This window comes from Sedimenticola selenatireducens (assembly GCF_963675335.2).
In the GTDB taxonomy this organism is placed as follows: Bacteria; Pseudomonadota; Gammaproteobacteria; order Chromatiales; family Chromatiaceae; genus Sedimenticola; species Sedimenticola selenatireducens.
Genome location: NZ_CAXXYC010000004.1, coordinates 1,437,379 through 1,457,352 on the forward strand (window position 1 = coordinate 1,437,379; position 19,974 = coordinate 1,457,352).

The 19,974-nt window shown below is 60.0% G+C and carries 21 protein-coding genes; 9 read left to right on the top strand and 12 right to left on the bottom strand.

Annotated features, from left to right (window positions below):
* Window positions 1-17 precede the first annotated feature (17 nt).
* Entirely contained in the window at window positions 18-428 is a 411-nt protein-coding gene (locus ACHZBF_RS17860; protein ID WP_084610273.1) for a zinc ribbon domain-containing protein, read from the bottom strand.
* Between the two features lie 197 nt (window positions 429-625).
* Between ACHZBF_RS17860 and ACHZBF_RS17865 the strand changes: the two genes are divergently transcribed.
* Window positions 626-3,361 carry a patatin-like phospholipase family protein gene (locus tag ACHZBF_RS17865; RefSeq protein ID WP_321529173.1) on the top strand — a complete coding sequence of 912 codons (2,736 nt, stop codon included), beginning with the start codon at window positions 626-628 and terminating at the stop codon, window positions 3,359-3,361.
* On the opposite strand, the gene ACHZBF_RS17870 is transcribed toward ACHZBF_RS17865, so the two are convergent.
* On the bottom strand, window positions 3,333-4,316 hold the full coding sequence (locus ACHZBF_RS17870; protein ID WP_084610275.1) for an N-acetylmuramidase domain-containing protein: 984 nt from the start codon (window positions 4,314-4,316) through the stop codon (window positions 3,333-3,335). The two genes, ACHZBF_RS17865 and ACHZBF_RS17870, sit on opposite strands and share 29 nt — an antisense overlap.
* Before the next feature lie 218 nt (window positions 4,317-4,534).
* Window positions 4,535-4,930, bottom strand: coding sequence for a hypothetical protein (locus tag ACHZBF_RS17875; protein ID WP_029134852.1), 396 nt, complete (start codon window positions 4,928-4,930; stop codon window positions 4,535-4,537).
* Window positions 4,931-5,044: 114 nt separating this feature from the next.
* On the opposite strand from ACHZBF_RS17875, the gene ACHZBF_RS17880 reads away from it, so the two are divergent.
* The 6 genes from ACHZBF_RS17880 to ACHZBF_RS17905 all read left to right on the top strand — a co-directional run bounded on the left by ACHZBF_RS17880 (window position 5,045) and on the right by ACHZBF_RS17905 (window position 9,911).
* Window positions 5,045-5,473 carry a hypothetical protein gene (locus ACHZBF_RS17880; protein ID WP_245621800.1) on the top strand — a complete coding sequence of 143 codons (429 nt, stop codon included), beginning with the start codon at window positions 5,045-5,047 and terminating at the stop codon, window positions 5,471-5,473.
* Window positions 5,474-5,723: 250 nt separating this feature from the next.
* Window positions 5,724-6,368: a TorF family putative porin gene (locus ACHZBF_RS17885; protein WP_029134854.1), complete on the top strand. Its 645-nt coding sequence runs from the start codon at window positions 5,724-5,726 to the stop codon at window positions 6,366-6,368.
* Between the two features lie 299 nt (window positions 6,369-6,667).
* Complete coding sequence (locus ACHZBF_RS17890; RefSeq protein WP_029134855.1) at window positions 6,668-8,245, top strand: methyl-accepting chemotaxis protein; 1,578 nt, start codon at window positions 6,668-6,670, stop codon at window positions 8,243-8,245.
* A 76-nt stretch (window positions 8,246-8,321) separates the two neighbouring features.
* Window positions 8,322-8,729 carry a VOC family protein gene (locus tag ACHZBF_RS17895; protein WP_029134856.1) on the top strand — a complete coding sequence of 136 codons (408 nt, stop codon included), beginning with the start codon at window positions 8,322-8,324 and terminating at the stop codon, window positions 8,727-8,729.
* A gap of 52 nt (window positions 8,730-8,781) precedes the next feature.
* Window positions 8,782-9,264 carry a MaoC/PaaZ C-terminal domain-containing protein gene (locus tag ACHZBF_RS17900; RefSeq protein WP_321529174.1) on the top strand — a complete coding sequence of 161 codons (483 nt, stop codon included), beginning with the start codon at window positions 8,782-8,784 and terminating at the stop codon, window positions 9,262-9,264.
* 176 nt (window positions 9,265-9,440) lie between these two features.
* On the top strand, window positions 9,441-9,911 hold the full coding sequence (locus ACHZBF_RS17905; protein ID WP_273440452.1) for a hypothetical protein: 471 nt from the start codon (window positions 9,441-9,443) through the stop codon (window positions 9,909-9,911).
* 8 nt (window positions 9,912-9,919) lie between these two features.
* Here the strand turns inward: ACHZBF_RS17905 and ACHZBF_RS17910 are convergent, their stop codons facing one another.
* The 8 genes from ACHZBF_RS17910 to arsN2 form a co-directional block, all read right to left on the bottom strand.
* Window positions 9,920-11,401: a DUF294 nucleotidyltransferase-like domain-containing protein gene (locus tag ACHZBF_RS17910; RefSeq protein WP_321529175.1), complete on the bottom strand. Its 1,482-nt coding sequence runs from the start codon at window positions 11,399-11,401 to the stop codon at window positions 9,920-9,922.
* A 15-nt stretch (window positions 11,402-11,416) separates the two neighbouring features.
* A complete protein-coding gene (locus ACHZBF_RS17915) occupies window positions 11,417-11,794 on the bottom strand; it encodes a response regulator transcription factor (protein WP_321529176.1) in 378 nt (125 codons plus the stop codon).
* Window positions 11,769-14,546 carry a sensor histidine kinase gene (locus ACHZBF_RS17920; protein WP_335342986.1) on the bottom strand — a complete coding sequence of 926 codons (2,778 nt, stop codon included), beginning with the start codon at window positions 14,544-14,546 and terminating at the stop codon, window positions 11,769-11,771. Before ACHZBF_RS17920 ends, ACHZBF_RS17915 begins: the two co-directional genes overlap by 26 nt.
* On the bottom strand, window positions 14,543-14,740 hold the full coding sequence (locus ACHZBF_RS17925; RefSeq protein ID WP_321529177.1) for a hypothetical protein: 198 nt from the start codon (window positions 14,738-14,740) through the stop codon (window positions 14,543-14,545). Before ACHZBF_RS17925 ends, ACHZBF_RS17920 begins: the two co-directional genes overlap by 4 nt.
* 386 nt (window positions 14,741-15,126) lie before the next feature.
* A complete protein-coding gene (gloA, locus tag ACHZBF_RS17930) occupies window positions 15,127-15,510 on the bottom strand; it encodes a lactoylglutathione lyase (RefSeq protein ID WP_321529178.1) in 384 nt (127 codons plus the stop codon).
* A 34-nt stretch (window positions 15,511-15,544) separates the two neighbouring features.
* Window positions 15,545-16,186 carry a lysophospholipid acyltransferase family protein gene (locus ACHZBF_RS17935; RefSeq protein WP_321529179.1) on the bottom strand — a complete coding sequence of 214 codons (642 nt, stop codon included), beginning with the start codon at window positions 16,184-16,186 and terminating at the stop codon, window positions 15,545-15,547.
* An 86-nt stretch (window positions 16,187-16,272) separates the two neighbouring features.
* Entirely contained in the window at window positions 16,273-16,830 is a 558-nt protein-coding gene (locus ACHZBF_RS17940; protein WP_273440458.1) for a DUF1285 domain-containing protein, read from the bottom strand.
* 172 nt (window positions 16,831-17,002) lie between these two features.
* The gene (gene arsN2 / locus ACHZBF_RS17945; RefSeq protein WP_037376136.1) at window positions 17,003-17,428 is read right to left on the bottom strand and encodes an arsenic resistance N-acetyltransferase ArsN2; all 426 of its coding nucleotides are present in this window, start codon (window positions 17,426-17,428) and stop codon (window positions 17,003-17,005) included.
* A 149-nt stretch (window positions 17,429-17,577) separates the two neighbouring features.
* Here arsN2 and ACHZBF_RS17950 point away from each other — a divergent pair, with 149 nt between their 5' ends.
* Complete coding sequence (locus ACHZBF_RS17950; protein ID WP_321529180.1) at window positions 17,578-18,942, top strand: MATE family efflux transporter; 1,365 nt, start codon at window positions 17,578-17,580, stop codon at window positions 18,940-18,942.
* A gap of 31 nt (window positions 18,943-18,973) precedes the next feature.
* Here ACHZBF_RS17950 and ACHZBF_RS17955 read toward each other — a convergent pair whose 3' ends face one another.
* Window positions 18,974-19,327 (bottom strand): GFA family protein, encoded by a 354-nt coding sequence (locus ACHZBF_RS17955; protein ID WP_321529181.1) that lies wholly within the window; start codon window positions 19,325-19,327, stop codon window positions 18,974-18,976.
* Between the two features lie 215 nt (window positions 19,328-19,542).
* Here ACHZBF_RS17955 and ACHZBF_RS17960 point away from each other — a divergent pair, with 215 nt between their 5' ends.
* Window positions 19,543-19,902 carry a hypothetical protein gene (locus tag ACHZBF_RS17960; protein ID WP_321529182.1) on the top strand — a complete coding sequence of 120 codons (360 nt, stop codon included), beginning with the start codon at window positions 19,543-19,545 and terminating at the stop codon, window positions 19,900-19,902.
* The last annotated feature ends 72 nt before the right edge of the window (window positions 19,903-19,974 follow it).

Sequence of the window (19,974 nt, forward strand, 5' to 3'; positions counted from 1 at the left end):
TTACCTTTCCCGCCCGGTTACATTTCACCGCTGATGATGAGATAGAAAACCATGACCGCGATACTGCCGTAAAGCCAGAGCTTGCCCACATCCTTTTTGGCCTCCGATTCACCCTGCACCAGGTAGATGATGCCCATGATCAGTCCGATGAACGGAATGAACAGGGTAGCGAACAGTATCCCGTATTTCATACCATCCGAGACGGTCGCCGGGTCTGCGCCGATCTCGATAACCGGGTCGGTCTGGTGGCTGCCGGTGGTGCCTGATGCGCTTGCCAGCGGATGCCGGCAGTTGCCGCAGAATCGGGCATTGTCTGGGTTTTCTGTTCCACACTCCGGACAAAACATGCCGCTCCCTCCCTGTTTTTGATGCCGTGATTCACAAGGCCAGTCCGCCTGAATGGGGATTTCACCACTTGATCGGGCCATTGCGGATCACAACTGAAATTGTAGACCACTGATCTCGCAACGGCAGATCGAATCGGATTGTGGGCAATTCAGGCTCTCCGGGTCTGACAAGGGTGACGCATGGTGCGGAAAGCGGTCGACTATACTCAGCCTATGACCGTGCACAGGTACCGGTTTGAGGTCGGGGCTGTTTCCCGGCAAAGGGAGATTGCAGCATCGTGGAAAAGCGTAAGGAGATCAGTTCAGCACTGATTGGCAAGGCGCAGGCGGTACTGCGTGGTCGGGCCATGGCGGTCGATGATGTGGACCGGTTGTCCAGGGAGCTGATTGAGGTCGATCTCCACTACTGGGCCCGGCGCCTGTTGCTCAAGGTGCTGGTGCGTAGCGATATCCAGCGCGCCCAGCGTATTCGCCTGGTGCAGGGACTGGCCCTGGCGACCTATAAGGATTGCACGCTGTTGCAGCTGACGGCATTTGACCAGGCGCTGGAGCTGCTGGCGTCGGAGTTTGATCTTGGGACAACGCGGGACCAGGAGACCCTCGGCCTGGTCGGCGCGCTGTACAAAAGACGCTGGCGTATTGATAACCGGCGCCAGTGGCTGGAACAGTCGCTGCACTATTATCGGCGGGGATTTGAGTGCGGGGTTGCCGGGGATGCCGGTTACACGGCCATCAATGCCGCCTATATCCAGGATGTGCTGGCCTGGCTGGAGAGCCGCTCCTACCCGGTGAACAACGCCATCGAGAGCGCGCAGGCACGACGCAGCGATGCCTTGATGATGCGACGTAGAGTTATCGAAGCACTCGACCCACGCCTGCCGCCCGCCGACCAGACTGGCAGCCAGGACTACTGGCTGCTGGCAACCCTGGCGGAGGCTTGCCTGGGCGTGGGGGAGACCGGGCGTGCCGACAGCCTGCTGACGCGGGCTGCACAACTGGACGGGGTGCCGGACTGGTGGCGCAAAAGCACGGTTGAGCAGCTTGTTCATCTGGTGCAAGTGCAATCCCCGCTAGAGGATTCGGAAAAGATTCACAGCTCCGACTCGTGGCGGGCTATCGTCTCACTGATGGGCGAATCGGCCAGCCGGGCAATGCAGACCCTCGCCTCGGGCAAGGTCGGACTGGCCCTCTCCGGTGGCGGTTTCCGTGCCTCGTTTTATCATCTGGGGGTGTTGGCCAGACTGGCCGAGCTGGACATGCTGCGTCATCTGGAGGTGCTCTCCTGTGTCTCCGGCGGCTCCATTGTGGGTGCCCACTATTATCTGGAGCTGCGCCGCCTGATGCAGTTCACCCGGCGCCCGGCCGAGCCGACAGAATCTGGCCTGCGGGATGACGAAATCAGCCAGCAGGATTATCTCGACCTGGTGGACAAGCTGATTAATGATTTTCTCGACGGGGTGCAGAAGAATCTGCGTATGCGCGTGCTGGCCAATCCCTGGGCCAATCTCAAGATGCTGTTTCTGCCCACCTACTCACGCACCGAATACCTGGGCGAGCTGTATGAAAAACACCTCTATAGCCGGGTTGATGACGCCGGGCAGCAGCGACGCTCCCTGGATGAGTTGTTCATTCAACCGCCGGACGAGGCTGACGACTTTCGCCCCGGCAATGTCAACTGGCGGCGCTGTCACAAGATTCCCCAGCTGGTACTCAATGCCACCACCCTGAATACCGGTCACTTGTGGCAGTTCACCGTCAGCTGGATGGGTGAGTCACCCAATATCGTCAACCGTGAATTCGACAAGAACCCGCGTCTGCGCCGGCTCTATTATCAGGAGGCGCCGGAACCGCGCTATCGGCATTTCCGGCTTGGCCATGCGGTGGCGGCCTCCTCCTGTGTGCCCGGCCTGTTTGAGCCGATTGAACTGCCGCGGTTGTATGAACAGAACAATATCCGGCTGGTTGACGGCGGGGTATATGACAACCTGGGTGTGGCCGCGCTGACTGAGCAGGACTGCGCCGTGATGATCGTCAGCGATGCCAGTGGTCAGTTGAACCCCGACGACGATCCGGCCGGCGGTATTCTGGGTCCGGTATTGCGCAGTATGTCGGTAATGATGGGGCGCATACGCGGCAGTGAATACGAAGACCTGCACGCACGAAAATCCAGTGTGCAGTTGAAGGGCATGACCTATGTGCACCTGACCCAGGGCCTGGACGGGAAAGAGGTCGACTGGAAGGGGAGCGGGGTGCCCGCCGAACCGGCGACGGCGGCACCGGTCACCGGTTACGGCGTACGCAGGGACGTGCAACAGCGCCTGGCCATGATGCGCACCGACCTGGATTCGTTTACCGATGTGGAGGCCTTTGCACTGATGAACAGTGGTTACCACGCCATGTCGCGTGCGGCCGGCTCACTGAAATCATTCCCGTTGATACGGGATGTGACCCGCCCCTGGTCCTTCCGTCAACTGGATGGGGCGATGCAGTCCACCGCCACGACCGGGAACGGTCTCAGCGCGGCGGCCCTGGACCGCCACCTCGGTGTCTCGCATATGAAGTTTTTCAAGGTGTGGCACCTCCATGGTGCGCTGGCGGCGCTGGCGGTTACGCTGGCCGTGCTGCTGCTCGGCGGGTTCGGCTACTGGGTCATCAACGGGCTGCTCAACAATCCACAGATGAGCCTGATGGAGACGGCATCGGTACAGGCCCTGCTGGGTTGGCTGCACCGCTCGTTGACCCTGGGCAACCTGGCCGGTGGCGTGATGATGTTGCTGGCCGGCTACCTGGTATTGGCCCTGTTTGGCCAGCGTTTCGGCAAGCGCATTATGCAGTTTTTCAAGTTGCGCTCGATTCTGCGCAGGGCGGCCATCGGCGTGGGAATCGGCCTGATCGGATGGATTATCCCCACACTGCATCTGCTGCTGTTCGATCGCCTGTTCCTGCGCCTGGGACGACTGCGCTCACCCGACCGCCGGGCAGGCGTCATGACATCAGCAGACGGAACTCCCTGAACCAGCGGGCCAACCGTTCGTGGTAGTGGTGGGCGGCGTATTTCGGACCATTGTAGAATCGCGCGACCCGGTGAAAATCGGCCTCGGCGGGGTTTTGCTTTTGGATCTCTGTGCGGCGCGGCTTCAGGAAACGCGCCACATAGGCCACCTGCTCATCGACCGGGGCGGTAAACAGCGTGCGCGCATCCGGCGCGCCAACCGCGCGGTAATTGCACCCCATGATCTGGCCCAGCCCCAGGCTCATCGACTGCATGCGCAGCTCCTCCAGATCGCTGTCGGGATGGAGAGAGTTGAGGCGCGACAGATAGTGCTGTTCGAAGCGTGGACGGATAATCCCCGCTGTCTCCTGGCGGATAATGGACAGCACCCACTCGGGCCGGATGTCGATCCCCTCCTGTTGTTGGGCCCGTGAAGCGGCCACGGCGGCATCGCCATAGCGATCCAGAATCGCGCGGCAATCGAGGAAGCGGTTTTCATGCAGGGCGTTGAGGTGGAAGATCGCCAGGTCGATGTCGCCTGACATCACCTGATTGTGTTCACAGCGCTGGTAGGCCGCCAGCAGCATTGCCTGCAGTGTCGCCTGGTCCAGGGTGGTCTCAGGGATAGTATCGATCAGACGACCGGCGCTGTTCCATTGACAGGGATAACAGAGCGCTGCGCGGGATATTTTTCCACCGAGCTGGTAGTCGTATTTGAACTGGGCGACCCCCCGGTTGGTCCCGCGGCCGAAGTCGCCGTCGATCAGAAAGGCGCCGCTGGCGGCGGTGGAGTAACCGAGAAAAATCATCAGCCGTTGCAACGCCTTGATGGCGGATTCGCCGGCCGATTTCCGGGTCAACCGAATGTCGGAGGCGAGTAGCCTTTTCAGTGCGCTGCGCCAGATGCCGTCCTCGTCGGCAGGGTGCGTAAGAATCTGCTGAATACGCGGATCGTTGACGAGCGAGACGATGTCCATTTTGATGCCCCCATCCTCTGCCTGACTGTTAAGAGGATAGCAGTGTGCGGCCGCCGAACCAGGGGTAGGTCTGCTCAGCCGAAAGCGTAACCCGACGGGTCGGGTGCGCCACCGTTTCACAACCTCGCAACATCTTCGTCGGATGACGCTGCGCTAATCCGACCTGTGTCGCGAATAACGTAGGTTGGGTTTCCGGCTAACCCGACAGGCGGAACCGGTTATTCGCTGTTATCCGGCTCGTACATGGCGTGAAACCGCTCCGCTGCCATGCAGTAGCCATCGGTTTCGTCCGGCTGGTTGAACACCAGATAATCACCTGCGGCGAAGTGCGACTCGCCTTCGCGGGTTTTCAGCGTGCCCGCATGCTCGGTCCTACGCGCCCACACCGGTGTCGACTTGATAAAACGACCGGGGGAGACCTGTCGGTAAGTGCGGGCAAACACATCGGCGGCGACGGTGTAGATGTCACCCGCGTTGTCGACCAGCCAGTCACCGGGCTGGCCATGTTGATTGCCCCCCCATTTGCGATAACGGAGGCCCTCGGTGTCCAGCGCCAGTTTGATAGCGGTAACCGCCTGGTCAGGACGTTTGCGGAAGCGGCGAAGGGTGGCCATAGGCTGAATTTAGCACGCCTTGCAGAATCTGCCGAATGGGGGGAGTCTATGGCGTTGAAGTGTGCCATTCTGCGCCTGGAATGGAGCCCGGCAAATAATCTTCCGAGGTGTCCCGTGTCCTACCGATTCCATCTGACGACTGTCCCATTGATCCTTCTCCTGGCCACACCGGCCGCTGCCGAACCGGATCCCAGAATCCTGGTTGAGTTACCGGCTCCCATGCAGGCGCATATGCTGCAGAATATGCGCGGCCATCTGGAGGTACTCGATCGATTGTTACTGCTGCTTGCGGAAGGGCGGCTGGATGCGGCCGCTGACCTGGCCGAATCGGAACTGGGCATGAGCTCCCTGGAAAAGCATGGCGCCAGCCATATGGCCCCGTTCTATCCTCAGGGGATGCAGCAGGCCGGTACCCGGATGCACCGTTCCGCCAGCCGTTTTTCCCGCATCGCCCAGGAGGGTGATGTGCTGGCGGCTTACAAATCACTGCGCGAGATCACCGCGGCCTGTACCGCCTGCCATGCGGGCTACCGGGTGCGTTGAGCACGCTGCCGGATGGTGACCCGTTTGAAGCTAACGCTGCCCCACATTGAAGCAATGCCTTTTGATTCTTTCGCTGCGCTGCACAAATCGAGTGCGGCCTGTCTGCGTTCACGGCCAAGCTGGAATACTAACTGTTTGTAATATAAAAATTATTTTGATTTGGCACAGGCCGTGCTGAGTGAAAGTGAGTCGACCATGTCTGCGTGGTTTTTTACTTGATACATCACTCTGCAATGAAGGTAAATTCAACATGAAACTGAAAAAACTAGCTATCGCCGGCGCGCTGCTGGCGGGTACATACAATGGGCTGGCGCTGGCTGAGGGGCCGATCAGCGCCAATGTGGCGTTAACCTCCGACTACGTCTGGCGTGGTACTTCCCAGACCGATAACGGGCCGGCCATTCAGGGCGGCTTTGACTATGCCCACGCCAGCGGTTTCTATATCGGGGTGTGGGGGTCCAATGTCGATTTCAAAAGCGATGCCAATGTGGAGCTGGATCTGTACGGTGGCTACAGTACCGAATTTTCCAGTGGCCTCGGGTTGGATGTGGGCGTGATTCATTATGACTATCCCAGCGAGTCGGATCTCAATTTTGAAGAGGTCTATGTGGGCCTGAGTTACGACTTCATTAGCGCCAAGGTCTCCCATGATCCGGACAATGACAACACCTACTGGGAGGCGGGTGCAGAGTTTGCCTTGCCGCAGGGTTTCGGTCTGGGGCTGCATATCGGCTATAACGATCCCGATGCCGGTGAGGAGGTGACGGACTGGAAATTGGGTGTCACCAAATCTGCTCTTGGTGTCGATTTTGAACTGGCCTATACAGATACCGACAGTAGCAGTAACTCACTGGCGGATGGCCGTGGCATTCTGACCATTTCAAAAAGCTTCTGAATACATCCTGCCGGGGCGGCTTTTGTCCGCCCCGCATTGCCCATCGGATCGGAATTGCGTGGCAGCCTCGCTTTTGGGGGCGGCCTGTCATCATAGTGATATATCTCCAGGGCATGCAGTTTGGGGCTGTGTCATGGATAGACAGGCTGTGTGCGGTTGACATAAATCAAAGCGAACGCACAGGAATGTCAGTTCATAATCAAGTTATTTCTCCCCGGGCCGCTCTATGTCAGTACATGAATAAACAGCGCCGATGTCGTACCCATGAATTTTCACCAGTGTGCAGAGAATAATAACGTATGAAGATTAATCATCCGGTAACCGATGTGGAAAAGCAGTTCAACATCGATGCAAACATACTTTCCACCACAGATCTGAAGGGGGCCATTACCTATATCAACCCCGACTTTGTCGACATCAGTGGCTTTGCGGAAAATGAGTTGCTGAACAAGAACCACAACGTCGTCCGCCATCCGGATATGCCGCCTGCCGCGTTTCAGAATCTCTGGGATACGGTTAAATCCGGAAAAGCCTGGATGGGCCTGGTGAAGAACCGCTGCAAGAACGGTGATTACTACTGGGTCGATGCCCTGGTCACGCCTATCGAGCTCAACGGACAGGCATTTGAGTACCAGTCTGTTCGCTATAAACCGGAAAAAGCGTGTGTCACACGGGCAAGCCACTTATACAAAAGGCTGCAGGAAGGGAAAAACTATAAACCGAGTCTGCGTGCCCGGCTGGGCGTGCGCAATCTGCTGATTCTGTCAAACCTGGTGGCGCTGCTGCCGGCAGCACTGACCAGCCTGACGGAGTCGCTGCAGGCCTACAGTGTGGTGGGATGGCTGCTGAGTGCCGGACTGATCGTCATCGCCAATACCCTGGTGATGTTGCCGCTGGCAGCCCTGGTCAAGCGCGCCAGGTCCATATTCGATAATCCGTTGATGTGCAAAATTTATACTGATCGGGATGATGAATTCGGTCAGATACAGGTGGCGATGCGCATGCGCCGTTCCAAACTTAATGCCGTTATCGGCCGGCTTTCAGATACCACCCGAATCTTGCGCGAGACTGCGGATGTCACATCGGAGGCGGCCAATCGCACCAGCCAGGGTGTAAGCACCCAGCAGTGCGAGATTACCCAGGTGGCCACGGCGATGACGGAGATGTCAGCCACGGTTCAGGAGGTGGCGAGAAACGCGGCCATGACCGCTGAGCACACTGCCGCCAGTCAGCGGGAGAGTCAGGCCGGACAGGGGGTCGTGGAAGAGGCGATTAGTGCCATCCATCATCTCAGTGAAGAGATCCAGCAATCCTCGGGGGTGATCCAGCAGCTTTCCGGCTACAGCGAAAATATCGGCAGTATTCTTGCCGTGATCAAGGGCATTGCCGAGCAGACCAACCTGCTGGCGCTCAATGCCGCCATTGAGGCGGCGCGTGCCGGTGAACAGGGGCGCGGATTTGCCGTGGTGGCCGATGAAGTGAGGACCCTGGCCAGTCGCACCCAGGAGTCGACCCAGGAGATTGAGAAGATGATTGACCATCTGCAGGGTGGCGCCAGGGAGGCGGTGCAGGTCATGGACCGGAGCCAGGCGAGTGCCGGTAACTGCGTCGATATTGCCGCGCGCGCGGGTGAGGCGTTGCGAACCTTGACGAAAACCATCAATACCATCAGCGACATGAACTTCCAGATAGCCACGGCTTCCGAAGAGCAGAGCGCGGTGGCGGATGATATTCAGAAAAGCATTGTCAATATCAGCCAGGTTTCCGAAGAGACATCACTGGGTGCCAGGCAGAGTGCCGCCGCCACGGAACAGATAGTTCAATCCATTATCCGGCTGGATGGACTGGTGGATCAATTCATGGACAAGCGTGGCTGATTCACCGGGCCCGGCGTGCCATCCCGTGAGTGATTTCCGCTATGCTTAGCCCCATAGCCGCACCAATGGAGGGCAGATGAAACCGCGAATCAGCATGATCACCCTGGGTGTCGGGGATCTAGAAAAGTCGGTCCGATTTTATGAGGATGGACTGGGCTTTCCGCGCATGGAATCGCCGCCCACGGTGGCATTTTTTACCCTGAATGGCAGCTGGCTGGGACTCTACGGCCGTGAAGCCCTGGCGGAGGATGCCCAGGTTTCGGCGCAGGGCAGCGGCTTTAACAGCTTCACCCTGGCGCACAATGTGGAGAGTGAGGCGGAAGTGGATGCGTTGCTGGCGCAGGCGGTCTCCGCCGGCGCGACCCTGGTGAAACCGGGGCAAAAGGTTTTCTGGGGTGGCTATTCGGGTTACTTTAAGGACCCCGATGGTCATCTCTGGGAGATTGCCCACAATCCGTTCTGCTGGATCGGGCCCAGGGATTGACCGGTTTTCAGGCGGATGAAAGGCCGCCACCCCTCCAGAAACAGGTAAGTCTATGCATGAAAATGAGCCCGCGGTGGCCGGTGTTTTCCCGGATATGCTCTGGTTTGAGGACTTCACGGTCGGCCAGGTGTTTGAATATGGTGATTGGGAGATGCGCCGTGAGGAGATGATCGCCTTTGCCAAACTGTATGATCCGGAGCCGTTTCACCTGGACGAGGCGGCCGCCGTTGCCCAGGGCTGGGGCGGACTGATCGCCTCCGGCCCGCAGGTGGCGGCCATCTGGCGTCGCCTCAGCAAGGAGGCGTTTCCCAACGCCAGCACGGTGATCTCTCCCGGCTGGGACAACATCCGCTGGCTGAAACCGGTGTTTGCCGGCGACCGGCTGTCGGCCCGGACTGAAATCGCCGAGATGCGTGAACTGGGCAGCCGTCCCGGCGAGGGCATGATCAAACTTCAGAACGAGATGCGGCGCCAGGGGGATGAGGTGGTGTCGACCCTCAATTCCACCTGGTTTGTCAGGCGAAATCCCGCATAGGGAGCTCGGGATCGATTCTTGGGTAGCGACCGCTCCGCCGCGAAAACTGCTGGCGCCTATACTTTTCCTTACGGTAACAATTTCTATACTGGGCGCTGTGCAGTTGGGTAGGGTGGATAAGTGAGCGTGCATCCACCAGAAAAGTGAACCGGCCGGCCTGACATTTGGGAGTGGTTATGAAAAAACGGACTATGGTAATTCTCGGGCTGTGCCTGCTGGTGCTGGCGGGTTGCGCGTCTGTCCAGGAGCGGCGTGATCGGCGTATTGCGGAAAACCGGGAGCTGTTCGACTCGTTCCCGGAAGAGATCCAAGCCCAGGTGAGGCAGGGCAGCGTCGAGGTCGGATTTACCCGGGATATGGTGCGCCTCGCCTGGGGGCCACCGGACCATGTCTTTACCCGCGTGACCAAGGAGCGGCGTGCCACGATTTGGGGCTATACCCGGACCAGATACTATCCCTACCGGGACCGCATGAGCATTCCGGTCTATTTTATCGACGGCAACGGACGGCGGCGCATCCGGTATCACAGTGTCTGGATCAACTCGGAGACCCAGGAAGAGTACACGGTGGCGCGGGTGGAGTTTGTCAAGGGAGAGGTCATCGGTGTCGAGCAACTGCTTACCGATGGCGCGGCGGACGCACTCTAACCGGCGGGTTACAGGCCATGTTGCAACTTCAGCCGTAGCTGGAGTTTCTTGGCCTGCTTGAACGCCTCCTTGAGCATCAGCCGGTGCAGTTCGTTCAGGGTATCGGGATCGATGCGATTGGTATCGTCCGGGTCCTCCGCCAGCAGTTGCTGGCGGAAGCGGAAGCGCTGGATCAGATAGAAAGATTCCACCTCGCCGGCCACCTGTTCGGCTGACAGATTGAGGGGCTCCGCCACAGCCCGCAGGCGGTCGCCTGTGCTGGTTGCCCAGACCCCGTACATCAGGCTCCAGATCCGCGCCGCGTCGACAAACGGCCGCGCCCCGAACCGTTTCAGGTCGATGCTGTGGGGGTGCTCCACGTCACCGTCATAGACAAAACCGCCGGTCCAGCCCAGCGGTGGGGCACAGGTTAGGGCCTCCTCCGCCAGGGCGCGCAGGAAGCGGGGGTGTTCCGGAGGTTGCGGCAGCAGCCAGTTGCGCAGCTCGTCCACCAGTTCATAGCGCCCGTACAATGGCCGGAAATCGAAAAAGATGGTGCTGTTCAACAGTGCCTTCGGGTCGGGCGTGCGCATCCAGGCGCTGAAGCGTGTCTGCCACTCTTCCAGACTCAGGCACCAGGCCGGATTACCCGCCATGATGCCGCCCCGGCAGAGGGTGAAACCACAGGCATCCAGACCCTTGTTGACGGCACGGGCAAAGGGCAGAAACGCCTCCCGCAGTTCTACGGCGGCGTCGGCGTCATCCGCCTGGAACACCAGACCGTTGTCCTGATCGGTGGCGAAGGTCTGCTCCAGCCGTCCCTCGGAACCCATCACCATCCAGCACCAGGGTACGGCGGGCAGGTCGAACTCATCCTCGATCAGTTCGATTACCCGCATCACTACCAGATCATTCAGGGCGGACATCCAGTGGCAGATGGCCTCGGCACTCATGCCGCCGGTGAACAGTTCACTGCCCCGTTGACGGATGGCGCTGGCGGCCTGCGCCATCTGCCCCACGTCCATGGCGGCGGTGACCGATTCGGCCAGCAGATCGGCCCCGCCGCCGCGCAGGCCAAACAGGTCGGCACGGGAGATCACGTTGTAGAGGCGGCCGCCGGGCTCCAGCAGCACGATATGCCGGATGCCCCTTTTCGCCATCAATACGGTGGCCCGGTGTGCCGGGGCGTCGGCCGGCAGGCACAGGGGTGCGGCCGTCATCATGCCGGCGACCGGTTCGTCCAGGCCGCCACCATCCAGGGTAATGGCATACACCAGGTCATTCAGGGTGACGATGCCGAGCGGCAGTTGCTCCTGGTCATCCACCACCACCAGGGTGTCTGCCTGTCGCTGGTTCATGCCCGCCAGGGCTTCCCGTACCGTGGCGGAGGGGGGCAGGGTCAGGGGCGGGCGCGGGGCCAGTTGGCGCAGTGGACCTTCGACAAAGCCGGGTCCGGATGCCTGGCTGTAGGCGCCGCTCATTCCGAGACTTGCTTCTTTGTCATTATCCATAGCGGGAAGGCCTCATTATTTTGCCGGGGGTTCCAGCAGCGCCTTTATCTGGCTGACCAGCTCCCGGGTCGAGAAGGGTTTGGTGATGTAGGCATCGGCACCCAGTGCCAGTCCCTTCTCTTTCTCTGCGTCACGGCCCTTGGCGGTCAGCATGACAATGCGGACATCCGCCAGTGCCGGGTCCTGCCGGACCGCTTCACAGACCTGAAAACCGTTCAGCTTCGGCATCATGATGTCGAGCAGCACCAGGTCCGGCCGGTCGCTCTGGATCAGCCTTAACCCCTCTTCGCCGTCATGGGCCACCGACACCTGGTAGCCTTCCCGGCGCAGCAGGTAATCGACAGAGATGGCGATATTTTTTTCATCATCAACGATCAGTATATGTTGGCTCATCACTTGATCCTGTCTCGCTTGCCGGCAACCTGTTGCTGCCTTTTGGCATCCTAAAGGAGAAGATAGCACCCTTTCCGGGATGGCTCTCAACCCACAGGCGCCCGCCAAAGTGTTCAATGATCTGGCGGCTGATCGGCAAGCCCAGGCCTGTGCCCATGGGGTTGGCGACGCCGTCGCTATCGCCGCGCTGGAATTTTTCAAAGATGATCTCCTGCTGGCCTGCTGTGATACCGGGGCCGTTATCCGCCACGCTGACCTGGTAGTCTTGCTGGTCTCTCGTCAGCGTGATGGTTATCTTGCCGCTGTCGGCGGGGACAAATTTGACTGCATTGGAGAGCAGATTGAGCATCACCTGGAGTAGTCGGTCACGATCCGCCCAGACCCGGAAATCGCCTTCGGGAATGACCGTTTCGACCTTGGTGCCCTGGTCGCGGAACAGCTGGCCGGTGGTCTCGATAGATTGCCGGATCAGCTCGGCGAGGTCCACCTCGCCGGTGGTCCATTCACCACGTCCGGATTCGATCCGGGCCAGGTCCAGCACCTGGTTGACTAGGCGGGTCAGCCGCTCGGTTTCGCTGACTATGATGCCGAGAAAGCGCTTGCGATCGTCCAGTGCCATGCGGGGATCGTCCAGCAGCATCTCAGAGAAAGCGCGGATCGAGGTCAGGGGCGTGCGCAGCTCATGGGTCACCGAGGACATGAAATCGTCCTTCAGCTGGTCCAGCTCCTGCAGCCGGGTATTGGCCTCGCGCAGCTCGGTGGTGGCGGCCTCCAGCTCCAGGGACTTCCTCTCTAGCTCCTTGCTGTAGGCGCGGATACGCGAGGCCTCATCCAGAATACCCATCACCTCGTCGAGGCCCAGGGGCTCCTCCTGTGCGACCGAGGCGACCATTACCCGGGCTGAGGCACTGCCGATGGCGCCGGTCAGCAGGGTTTCGGCAAAATGCACCGTCTCCGCGTCTGCCGGCTGTGCCGGGCCATAGGTTTTGCCCCGTTTACTGGCGAATTCGGCAAACGCCGTATCCACCTTGTGGCGTCCCAGAAAGCGGCTGGCCAGTCGCTTCAGTTCAATGACTTCGGCATTGCCGCGCCACAGGCCGATAGCCGGTCGATCATATTTCATGGCGTCCACAAACAGGCTGGCCTGGGCGGTCTCCTCGGCATTCGGTGGTTTCACCAGGGAGACCGTCAGGTAGGTGCCGATATTGGCAGTGAGGCTCCAGAACAGACAGTGGCTGATCTCGTTCATTCCCTCCAGGCCAAACAGGGCCTGGGGTTTCAGCAGTTCGATACCGAACGGACCGTATTCAAGAAACGCCGAGGGCAGCCAGCCGGACTTGGCAAAGGACGGTATCAGCAGGGTATAGAGCCAGATACTGAAACCGGCGCCCAAGCCGGCCAGGGCGCCCGCCTGGGTGCCGCCGCGCCAATACAGGCCGCCGAGCATGGTGGGGGCGAACTGGGCCACCGCGGCAAAGCTGATCAGGCCGATGGAGACCAGTGCATAGGCCTCCCCGGCGACATGGAAATAGGTATAACCGAGTAGCAGGATGCCGAAGATTGCCCCGCGTCGAACGCGCAGTAAAACCTTGGTGAGATCCGCGGGCGCCTTTCGGGTACGCCAGTAACGCAACAGTGCCGGCATCACCAGGTCGTTGCAGACCATGGTGGAGAGGGCGATGGTCTCCACGATCACCATGCCGGTGGCCGCCGACAGCCCGCCCAGATAGGAGAACATGGCGAGCCACTCCTGGCCGTGGGCGATCGGCAGGGTCAGCACGAAGGTGTCGGCATCGACACGGCCATCGGGAAACGCCAGTTGACCCGCCAGGGCGATGGGCAGAACGAAAATATTGATCAGCAGCAGATAGAGCGGAAACAGCCAGATGGCGCGGGAGATGTGGCGTTCGCTGCTGTTCTCCACCACCGCCACCTGAAACTGGCGCGGCAGCAGTATCACCGCCATGGCGGCAAGAAAGGAGAAGGAGAACCAGTTCTGGTCGGAGACCGAGGAGGCGTTCAGCATGGACTGCAGCAGGCCGGCCGCCTGCGCCTGCTGCATCACATCGGAAAAACCCCGGTAGAGGCTGAAGGTGACGAACAGGCCGACCGCGGTCAGGGCCGCCAGTTTGACGATCGATTCAAAGGCAATGGCCGCCACCATCCCCTCGTGCCGTTCACTGGCATCCAGGTGGCGGGTACCGAACAGGATGGTGAACAGCGCCAGCAACAGGGCCACATAGAGAGCGGTGTCCTGCCAGAAAGGCAGGGTGGTGGCGTTGCCCGGCATGTTGATAGCCGGGTAGTGCATCAGGATAGTGAAGCTGTTGGAGACTGCCTTCAGCTGCAGGGCGATGTAGGGCACCACGCCAACCACGGCGATGACCGTGACCAGCCCGCCCAGCAGGTGGCTCTTGCCGTGACGTGACGAGATGAAGTCGGCGATCGACGTGATGCGCTGGGATTTGCTCACCCGGATCATCTTCAGCAGCAGGAATACCCAGAGAGCCGCCCCCAGGGTTGGACCCAGGTAGATCGGCAGGAAGCCGATGCCACTTTGCACGGCACGACCGACACTGCCGTAGTAGGTCCAGGCGGTGCAGTAAACCGCCAGCGACAGGGCGTATACCGTGGGGTGGGCGATCACCGAGCGGCCCTGATCGGCGCGCCGGTCGGCCCAGTAGGCGATGGCAAACAGCAGACCGAGATAGACAAACGAAATGAGAATGACCAGCGGGCCGCCGAGCATCATTTCTGACTGCCGATAATCAGGGCCATGGCGATGATCAGCAGGGCCCAGACGGTGAACAGGTAGAGATAGATGAGGGGGATACCGAACCAGAACTCCGGCCGGTCGAACAGGGAGACGATGGGTGAAAACAGCAGCAGCATGCCGGCCAGAAACACCGCCAGCAGTCGTTGACTGGTCAGAATCGCCCGCCGCATCCGAGCCCCCTCGTTAGTGACTTTTATTCACTTGAGTATAGGATAAAGAAACGGACTGGAGTTGCAATACAGGCGGACCGAATTGATCAAGCCGCCGTGCCAGCTTTGTAGGTTGAGGTGAGCGGAGCGAACCCAACATCATGGCGTACACGCATGAATTTCCGTTGGGGTTCGCAGGCTCACCCCAACCTACGTGCTGATGAGGTCGCCGTACCGGGGAATGCGGATTGATTGTCGGATTACGCTGCCGCTAATCCGACCTACGGTCTAGCGGTTTCGGGTGCGGTGAACGTGGATTGATTGTCGGATTACGCTGGCACTAATCCGACCTACGGCCATAACCATGGTAGGTCGGGTTAGCCGAAGGCGTAACCCGACAAAACTGGCTAGCGCGCCCCGATCAGCTCGATCGGATAGCCGTCCGGGTCCTCCACAAAGGCGATGATGGTGCTGCCGGCATTCATCGGCCCGGCATCGCGCAGGATCTTGCCGCCCTGGGCCTTGATCTGCTTGGTGGCCTGATAGACATCATCCACTTCGATGGCGATATGCCCATAGCCGTTGCCCAGGTCATAGCTGTCGACGCCCCAGTTATAGGTCAATTCGATCACGCTCTGTTCCGACTCGTCGGCGTAACCGAGGAAGGCGAGGGTGAATTCGCCCTCCGGATAATCCTGCTGACGCAGTAACCGCATCCCCAGGATCTGGGTATAGAAGTCGATCGACCGCTGCAGATCGCCGGTACGCAGCATGGTGTGGAGTATTCTCATCGGTCTCGCCTCTGGGTTGTGGTGGTTGGTTTGATTATCGCGCCTGATCCTGCCGGGGCAAGGGGTTTTCCAGCTCTTCCCGCAATCGGATCGGGGTGTGGTTTTCCGGGTTGGCGCCGCTGACGTCGGCATAGAAGGCGCGAATCCGCTCCATGTCAGCCGGGATATTACCCGTCGGCATAAAGCAGAGACCGACACGGGCGGTCTTGCTGGAAAAATCCAGGGAACCGCACAGCAGCGGTACTCCTGCCGCCCGGGCAATACGGTAGAAACCGGATTTCCAGTACTCGCGCCGGCCTCGGGTGCCGTCCGGGGTGATGGCCAGCACCATACGGTCGGCCGCCTGGAGCTGTTGCGCCAGTTGCTCGGCAACGCCGGCCGGGTTGGAGCGATCCACGCCGATCCCACCCAGCCAGCGCATGATGCCGCCATGGGGCCATTGGAACAGCGTATGCTTGCCGACCCAGGTGATCCGTACCCGTAGCAGATAGGTGACGGCGATGCCGACAGGAAAATCCCAGTTGCTGGTATGGGGTGCCCCGATCAGCAGGAATTTTCCACCCGGGGGAATTTCGCCTTCCACCTTCCATCCCAGCAGGGTCAGCACCAGCCGTCCGATCCAGTAGCTGATCAGGCTGGTGGGCTGGCAATCATGGGTGATACGGGAACTGCGCACGGGCTACTCTACAGGATCCTGGGCATGTCCAGTTGGTCGGCGTTTATCCAGGGACCCGGACATAAGGGTAGGGGCTGATGCACGGGTCACTCGTCGATAGAGCCCAGATCAAACCGGACCCCCTGACTGGTGACTCCGAGATGGCTGTGGCCATCCTGCCTGAACAGCTCGCCAATATCCACCAGTGCCATGTAGACGTTGCGGCTGATCAGTGCGTCCAGGTTGTCGCGGAAATGAATATAGGGGCGCGGTTGGCCGTTTGTGGGGTCAAACTCCACCCGGATCGGGTGCTCGGCATCGGCCACCACCTGTTCGCCCAGGTTGGTGGTGAACAGCAGGCTGGGCTGTGGCTCTGTGAGCTGCTCCACTTGCACTGCCACGAAGGGGGCGTCGTCCACCCGAATCCGCATCTTCTCGGCCGGGGTGAGCAGATAGTATTCACCGTCTGCTTCGCGCCGCAACACCGAGGCGAACAGTTTTACCAGCTGCTCGCGCCGGAATGGACTGCCCTCGTGATACCAGGTTCCATCACTGGCGATGCGGATATCGATATCGCCGCACAGTGACGGGTTCCACGGTTGCCGGGCGGTGCTGTTGGCTTCCCGGGTTTTGATCTGATCAAGGATGTCGTCGAGTCTGGGCATGGTTGTCTGTGGTTGCCGATATCGAATGGATTATCTCAGAGAATAGCCGAGACCGGGAGCCGGAACTGATCCCATCAACAGCGGCCGGAGTCTGGCCATCCCCATATCAAGGGAAAAGTTCACAGGACTTGCCGGTTTGTCTCCGGCCCTGCGGGAACCCCAGTGATACCGCTCAAAGTTTGCGGCACAGCAGGGTGGCATTATCGGGACAGAGGTGTGTGAACTCGCGGGTGCGGCGAATGCTGTCCGGTGCCGCGTCCCGGGCGATGGCAAAAAAGCCCAATCGCTTGAAATACTCAGCGGCGTCGGTGGTCAGCAGATAGAGTGCCATGGCGCCCTGCGCGGCCGCGGCTTGCTGGATATGACTCACCAGTTGCGCCGCCAGTCCCCGGCCCCGGTATTCGGGTCGCACCATCAGGGAGCGCAGCAAGGCATCGGTTGCGTGCAGCTCGACCCCGGCCACGCCAGCCGTCTTGCCATCCATTTCGATCAGGTAGAAGCGGGCCAGCGGGTTGTCACCGATATCCTCAATCGGCAACCCGGCGGGTTGCAGCAGTTGCCTGACGATATTGAGATCGGGTGCGGGTATGATGTGCATCGGTTGTACCTGTTTCTTTTGTCATGAGTGTAGATGGCCCGTTCCCGGGTCGGAAGGCCTGTTTGCAACGGGCGCCGCTCCTGCCGATATTTGCGCCCTGAACGGCCCGTATGGTTTGGCCAAATTGTTTTATATCTTGAGATTTTGTTATGCCGCAATGGTTGAATCTATGGCGACGGGAAGCCGTTCCCACCCTGTTGCTGGCTGCTCCCCTCGTGGTGGCGCAGTTGCTGCAGGTGGGGATGGGCTTTATCGACACAGTAATGGCGGGGCGGATCAATGCATCGGTGCTGGCGGCGGTCGGTCTGGGCTCCTCGCTCTGGGGGCTGATGCTGCTCGCCTGTATTGGCTCGACGCTGGCTATTTCGCCCCTGGTGGCGCATCTGAACGGAGCCGGCAATGACCGGGCGATTGCCGCCGAGTTCCACCAGGGACTCTGGGTAGCGGTCCTGGTCGGGGTGGTCGCGGTGCCCCTGACCTATGGCATGGCGGCAGTCCTGCCGCTGCTGGCGATCGATCCCGAGATCGCTCCCCTGGCCGGTGACTATCTCCGGGTCAGTGCCTGGGGCATGCCGGGACTCTGTCTCTATCTGGCTCCCCGCTATCTGAATGAGGGGTTGAGCAACACCACGCCGGTGATGCTGATCCAGTTCCTGCTGCTGCCGCTGAATATTCTGGGCAACTACCTGTTCATGTTCGGCGCTTTCGGCTTCCCGGCCATGGGCGCCGCCGGGGCCGCGCTGTCGACTGCCATCGGCCTCTGGTTGGGGGCGGTGATGATGTTCCTCTATCTTGTCCGCAGCCGGCGCATGCGGCACCTGTCGCTGTTTGTGGCATTCTCCGGTCCGCGCCTGAAAGAGATCTGGCGCATACTCAAGCTGGGTTTGCCGATCGCCGTCTCCATCATCATGGAAGTGGGTATGTTCAGCGCTGTGGCGGTCCTTATGGGCAGCCTGGGCAAGGTGGAGATGGCGGCTCATCAGATCGCCCTCAATTATGCCGCCATGATGTTCATGCTGCCGCTCAGCATCTCCCAGGCCATCACCATCCGGGTTGGTCATGCCGCCGGTGCCGGGGATCTCCCGCTGGCGATTATCCGTGGCCGGCTGGGCGTGGTCATGGCGGGCGGCATCATGGCGCTGTCGGCCACCCTGCTGCTGCTGTTTCCGCAACTGATCGTGGCCCTCTACACCAGCGACGTCGCCGTGGCCGAGATGGCCATGACCCTGCTGTTCGCGGCGGCCCTGTTCCAGTTTTCCGATGGACTGCAGGTTTCCGCCTCCGGTGCACTGCGCGGACTGAAAGACACCGCCGTGCCCATGTTCATCACCATGTTCGCCTACTGGGTGATCGGCTTCCCCACCGCCTGGATCATCGGTATTGAGTGGGGCGTCGGTCCGCAGGGTCTGTGGGGAGGGCTGGCGGTGGGCCTGACCACCGCCGCGTTATTGCTGAACCTGCGCTTTTATCTGCTGGGTCGGAAGAAGTGTTACAGCGCTGCCGCACAGCGCTAGTTGGCTGCAAACGGCCAGGCCCGACAGACTCCTAGAGGCTCTTGCCGTCAAATACCTTGCTTTCCAGGCTAAAGGGATCGACTCTGTCGATACATCCCAGGTTGACCCGGAAATGGCCGGGCATGCGCAGGGTTTCGTTGAACGGGTAGATACCGCACTGTTTGCAGAAGTAGTGCTTGGCCACGCCGCTGCCGAACTTGTAGAGGGCCAACGCACCCGGCTTGGCGTCTATCTGCAGATCCTTGGCCGGGATGGTGAAGTCGGACATCAGCGCCCCTTTGCGGATGCAGATGGAGCAGTTGCAGTGCAGGCCGCCGGTGATCTCGTCGTGCTCGAAGGAAAAACGGATATCACCGCAGTGACAGCTGCCGTTATAGGTGGTCATTGACGGGCTCCCCTGGATTATGTTTGTTCTGGTGGAATCGGACGGTAATTGTATTGGATCAATCATCTGTTTTAGTGCATGTGCTAGGATTCACTACGGGAGTGCCGGTTTCGGCACTGACTGAAGTATAGCCGGCAAGTCGTGAAGGTCCACTGAGTGATCAACCAGGTCGTGTTGGGCGGGCCTCGACTGAACGGCTTTTGGAGTATGGCACGATGTCAGAGTCTGTTTTGGAGAAGCGCGATCAGATTATCGCGGCACTGGATTACCCCCGGCTGCTGATGGAGCGGGAGATCAAGCAGCGGGCCTGTCCCGAGCACTATCGGTTCAATGAGCAGGTGGCGGAGTGTAACGAGTGCCTCTATATCCTCGAGTGTCAAAGTTACAGCAAGCAGCTGGCGGCGCCGACGCTCAAGCGGGCATCATCCAGCGAACTGCTGCGGATGCTGCGGTTTGGTTTTGAGTATGTCAGTTATCAGTTGAACCGCCAGGATCATGATACAGCGCAGTGTGAATGTGACCAGTGCGTCTGGATCAGGTCGGTAGCACCGCTGCTTGATGCAGCCGCCGCTTGAACACAGCACCGATTGGCTGACCGCACAGTGTCAACGGGGTGCTATTAGACCGCCTGACCCCGCCCGCAGTCT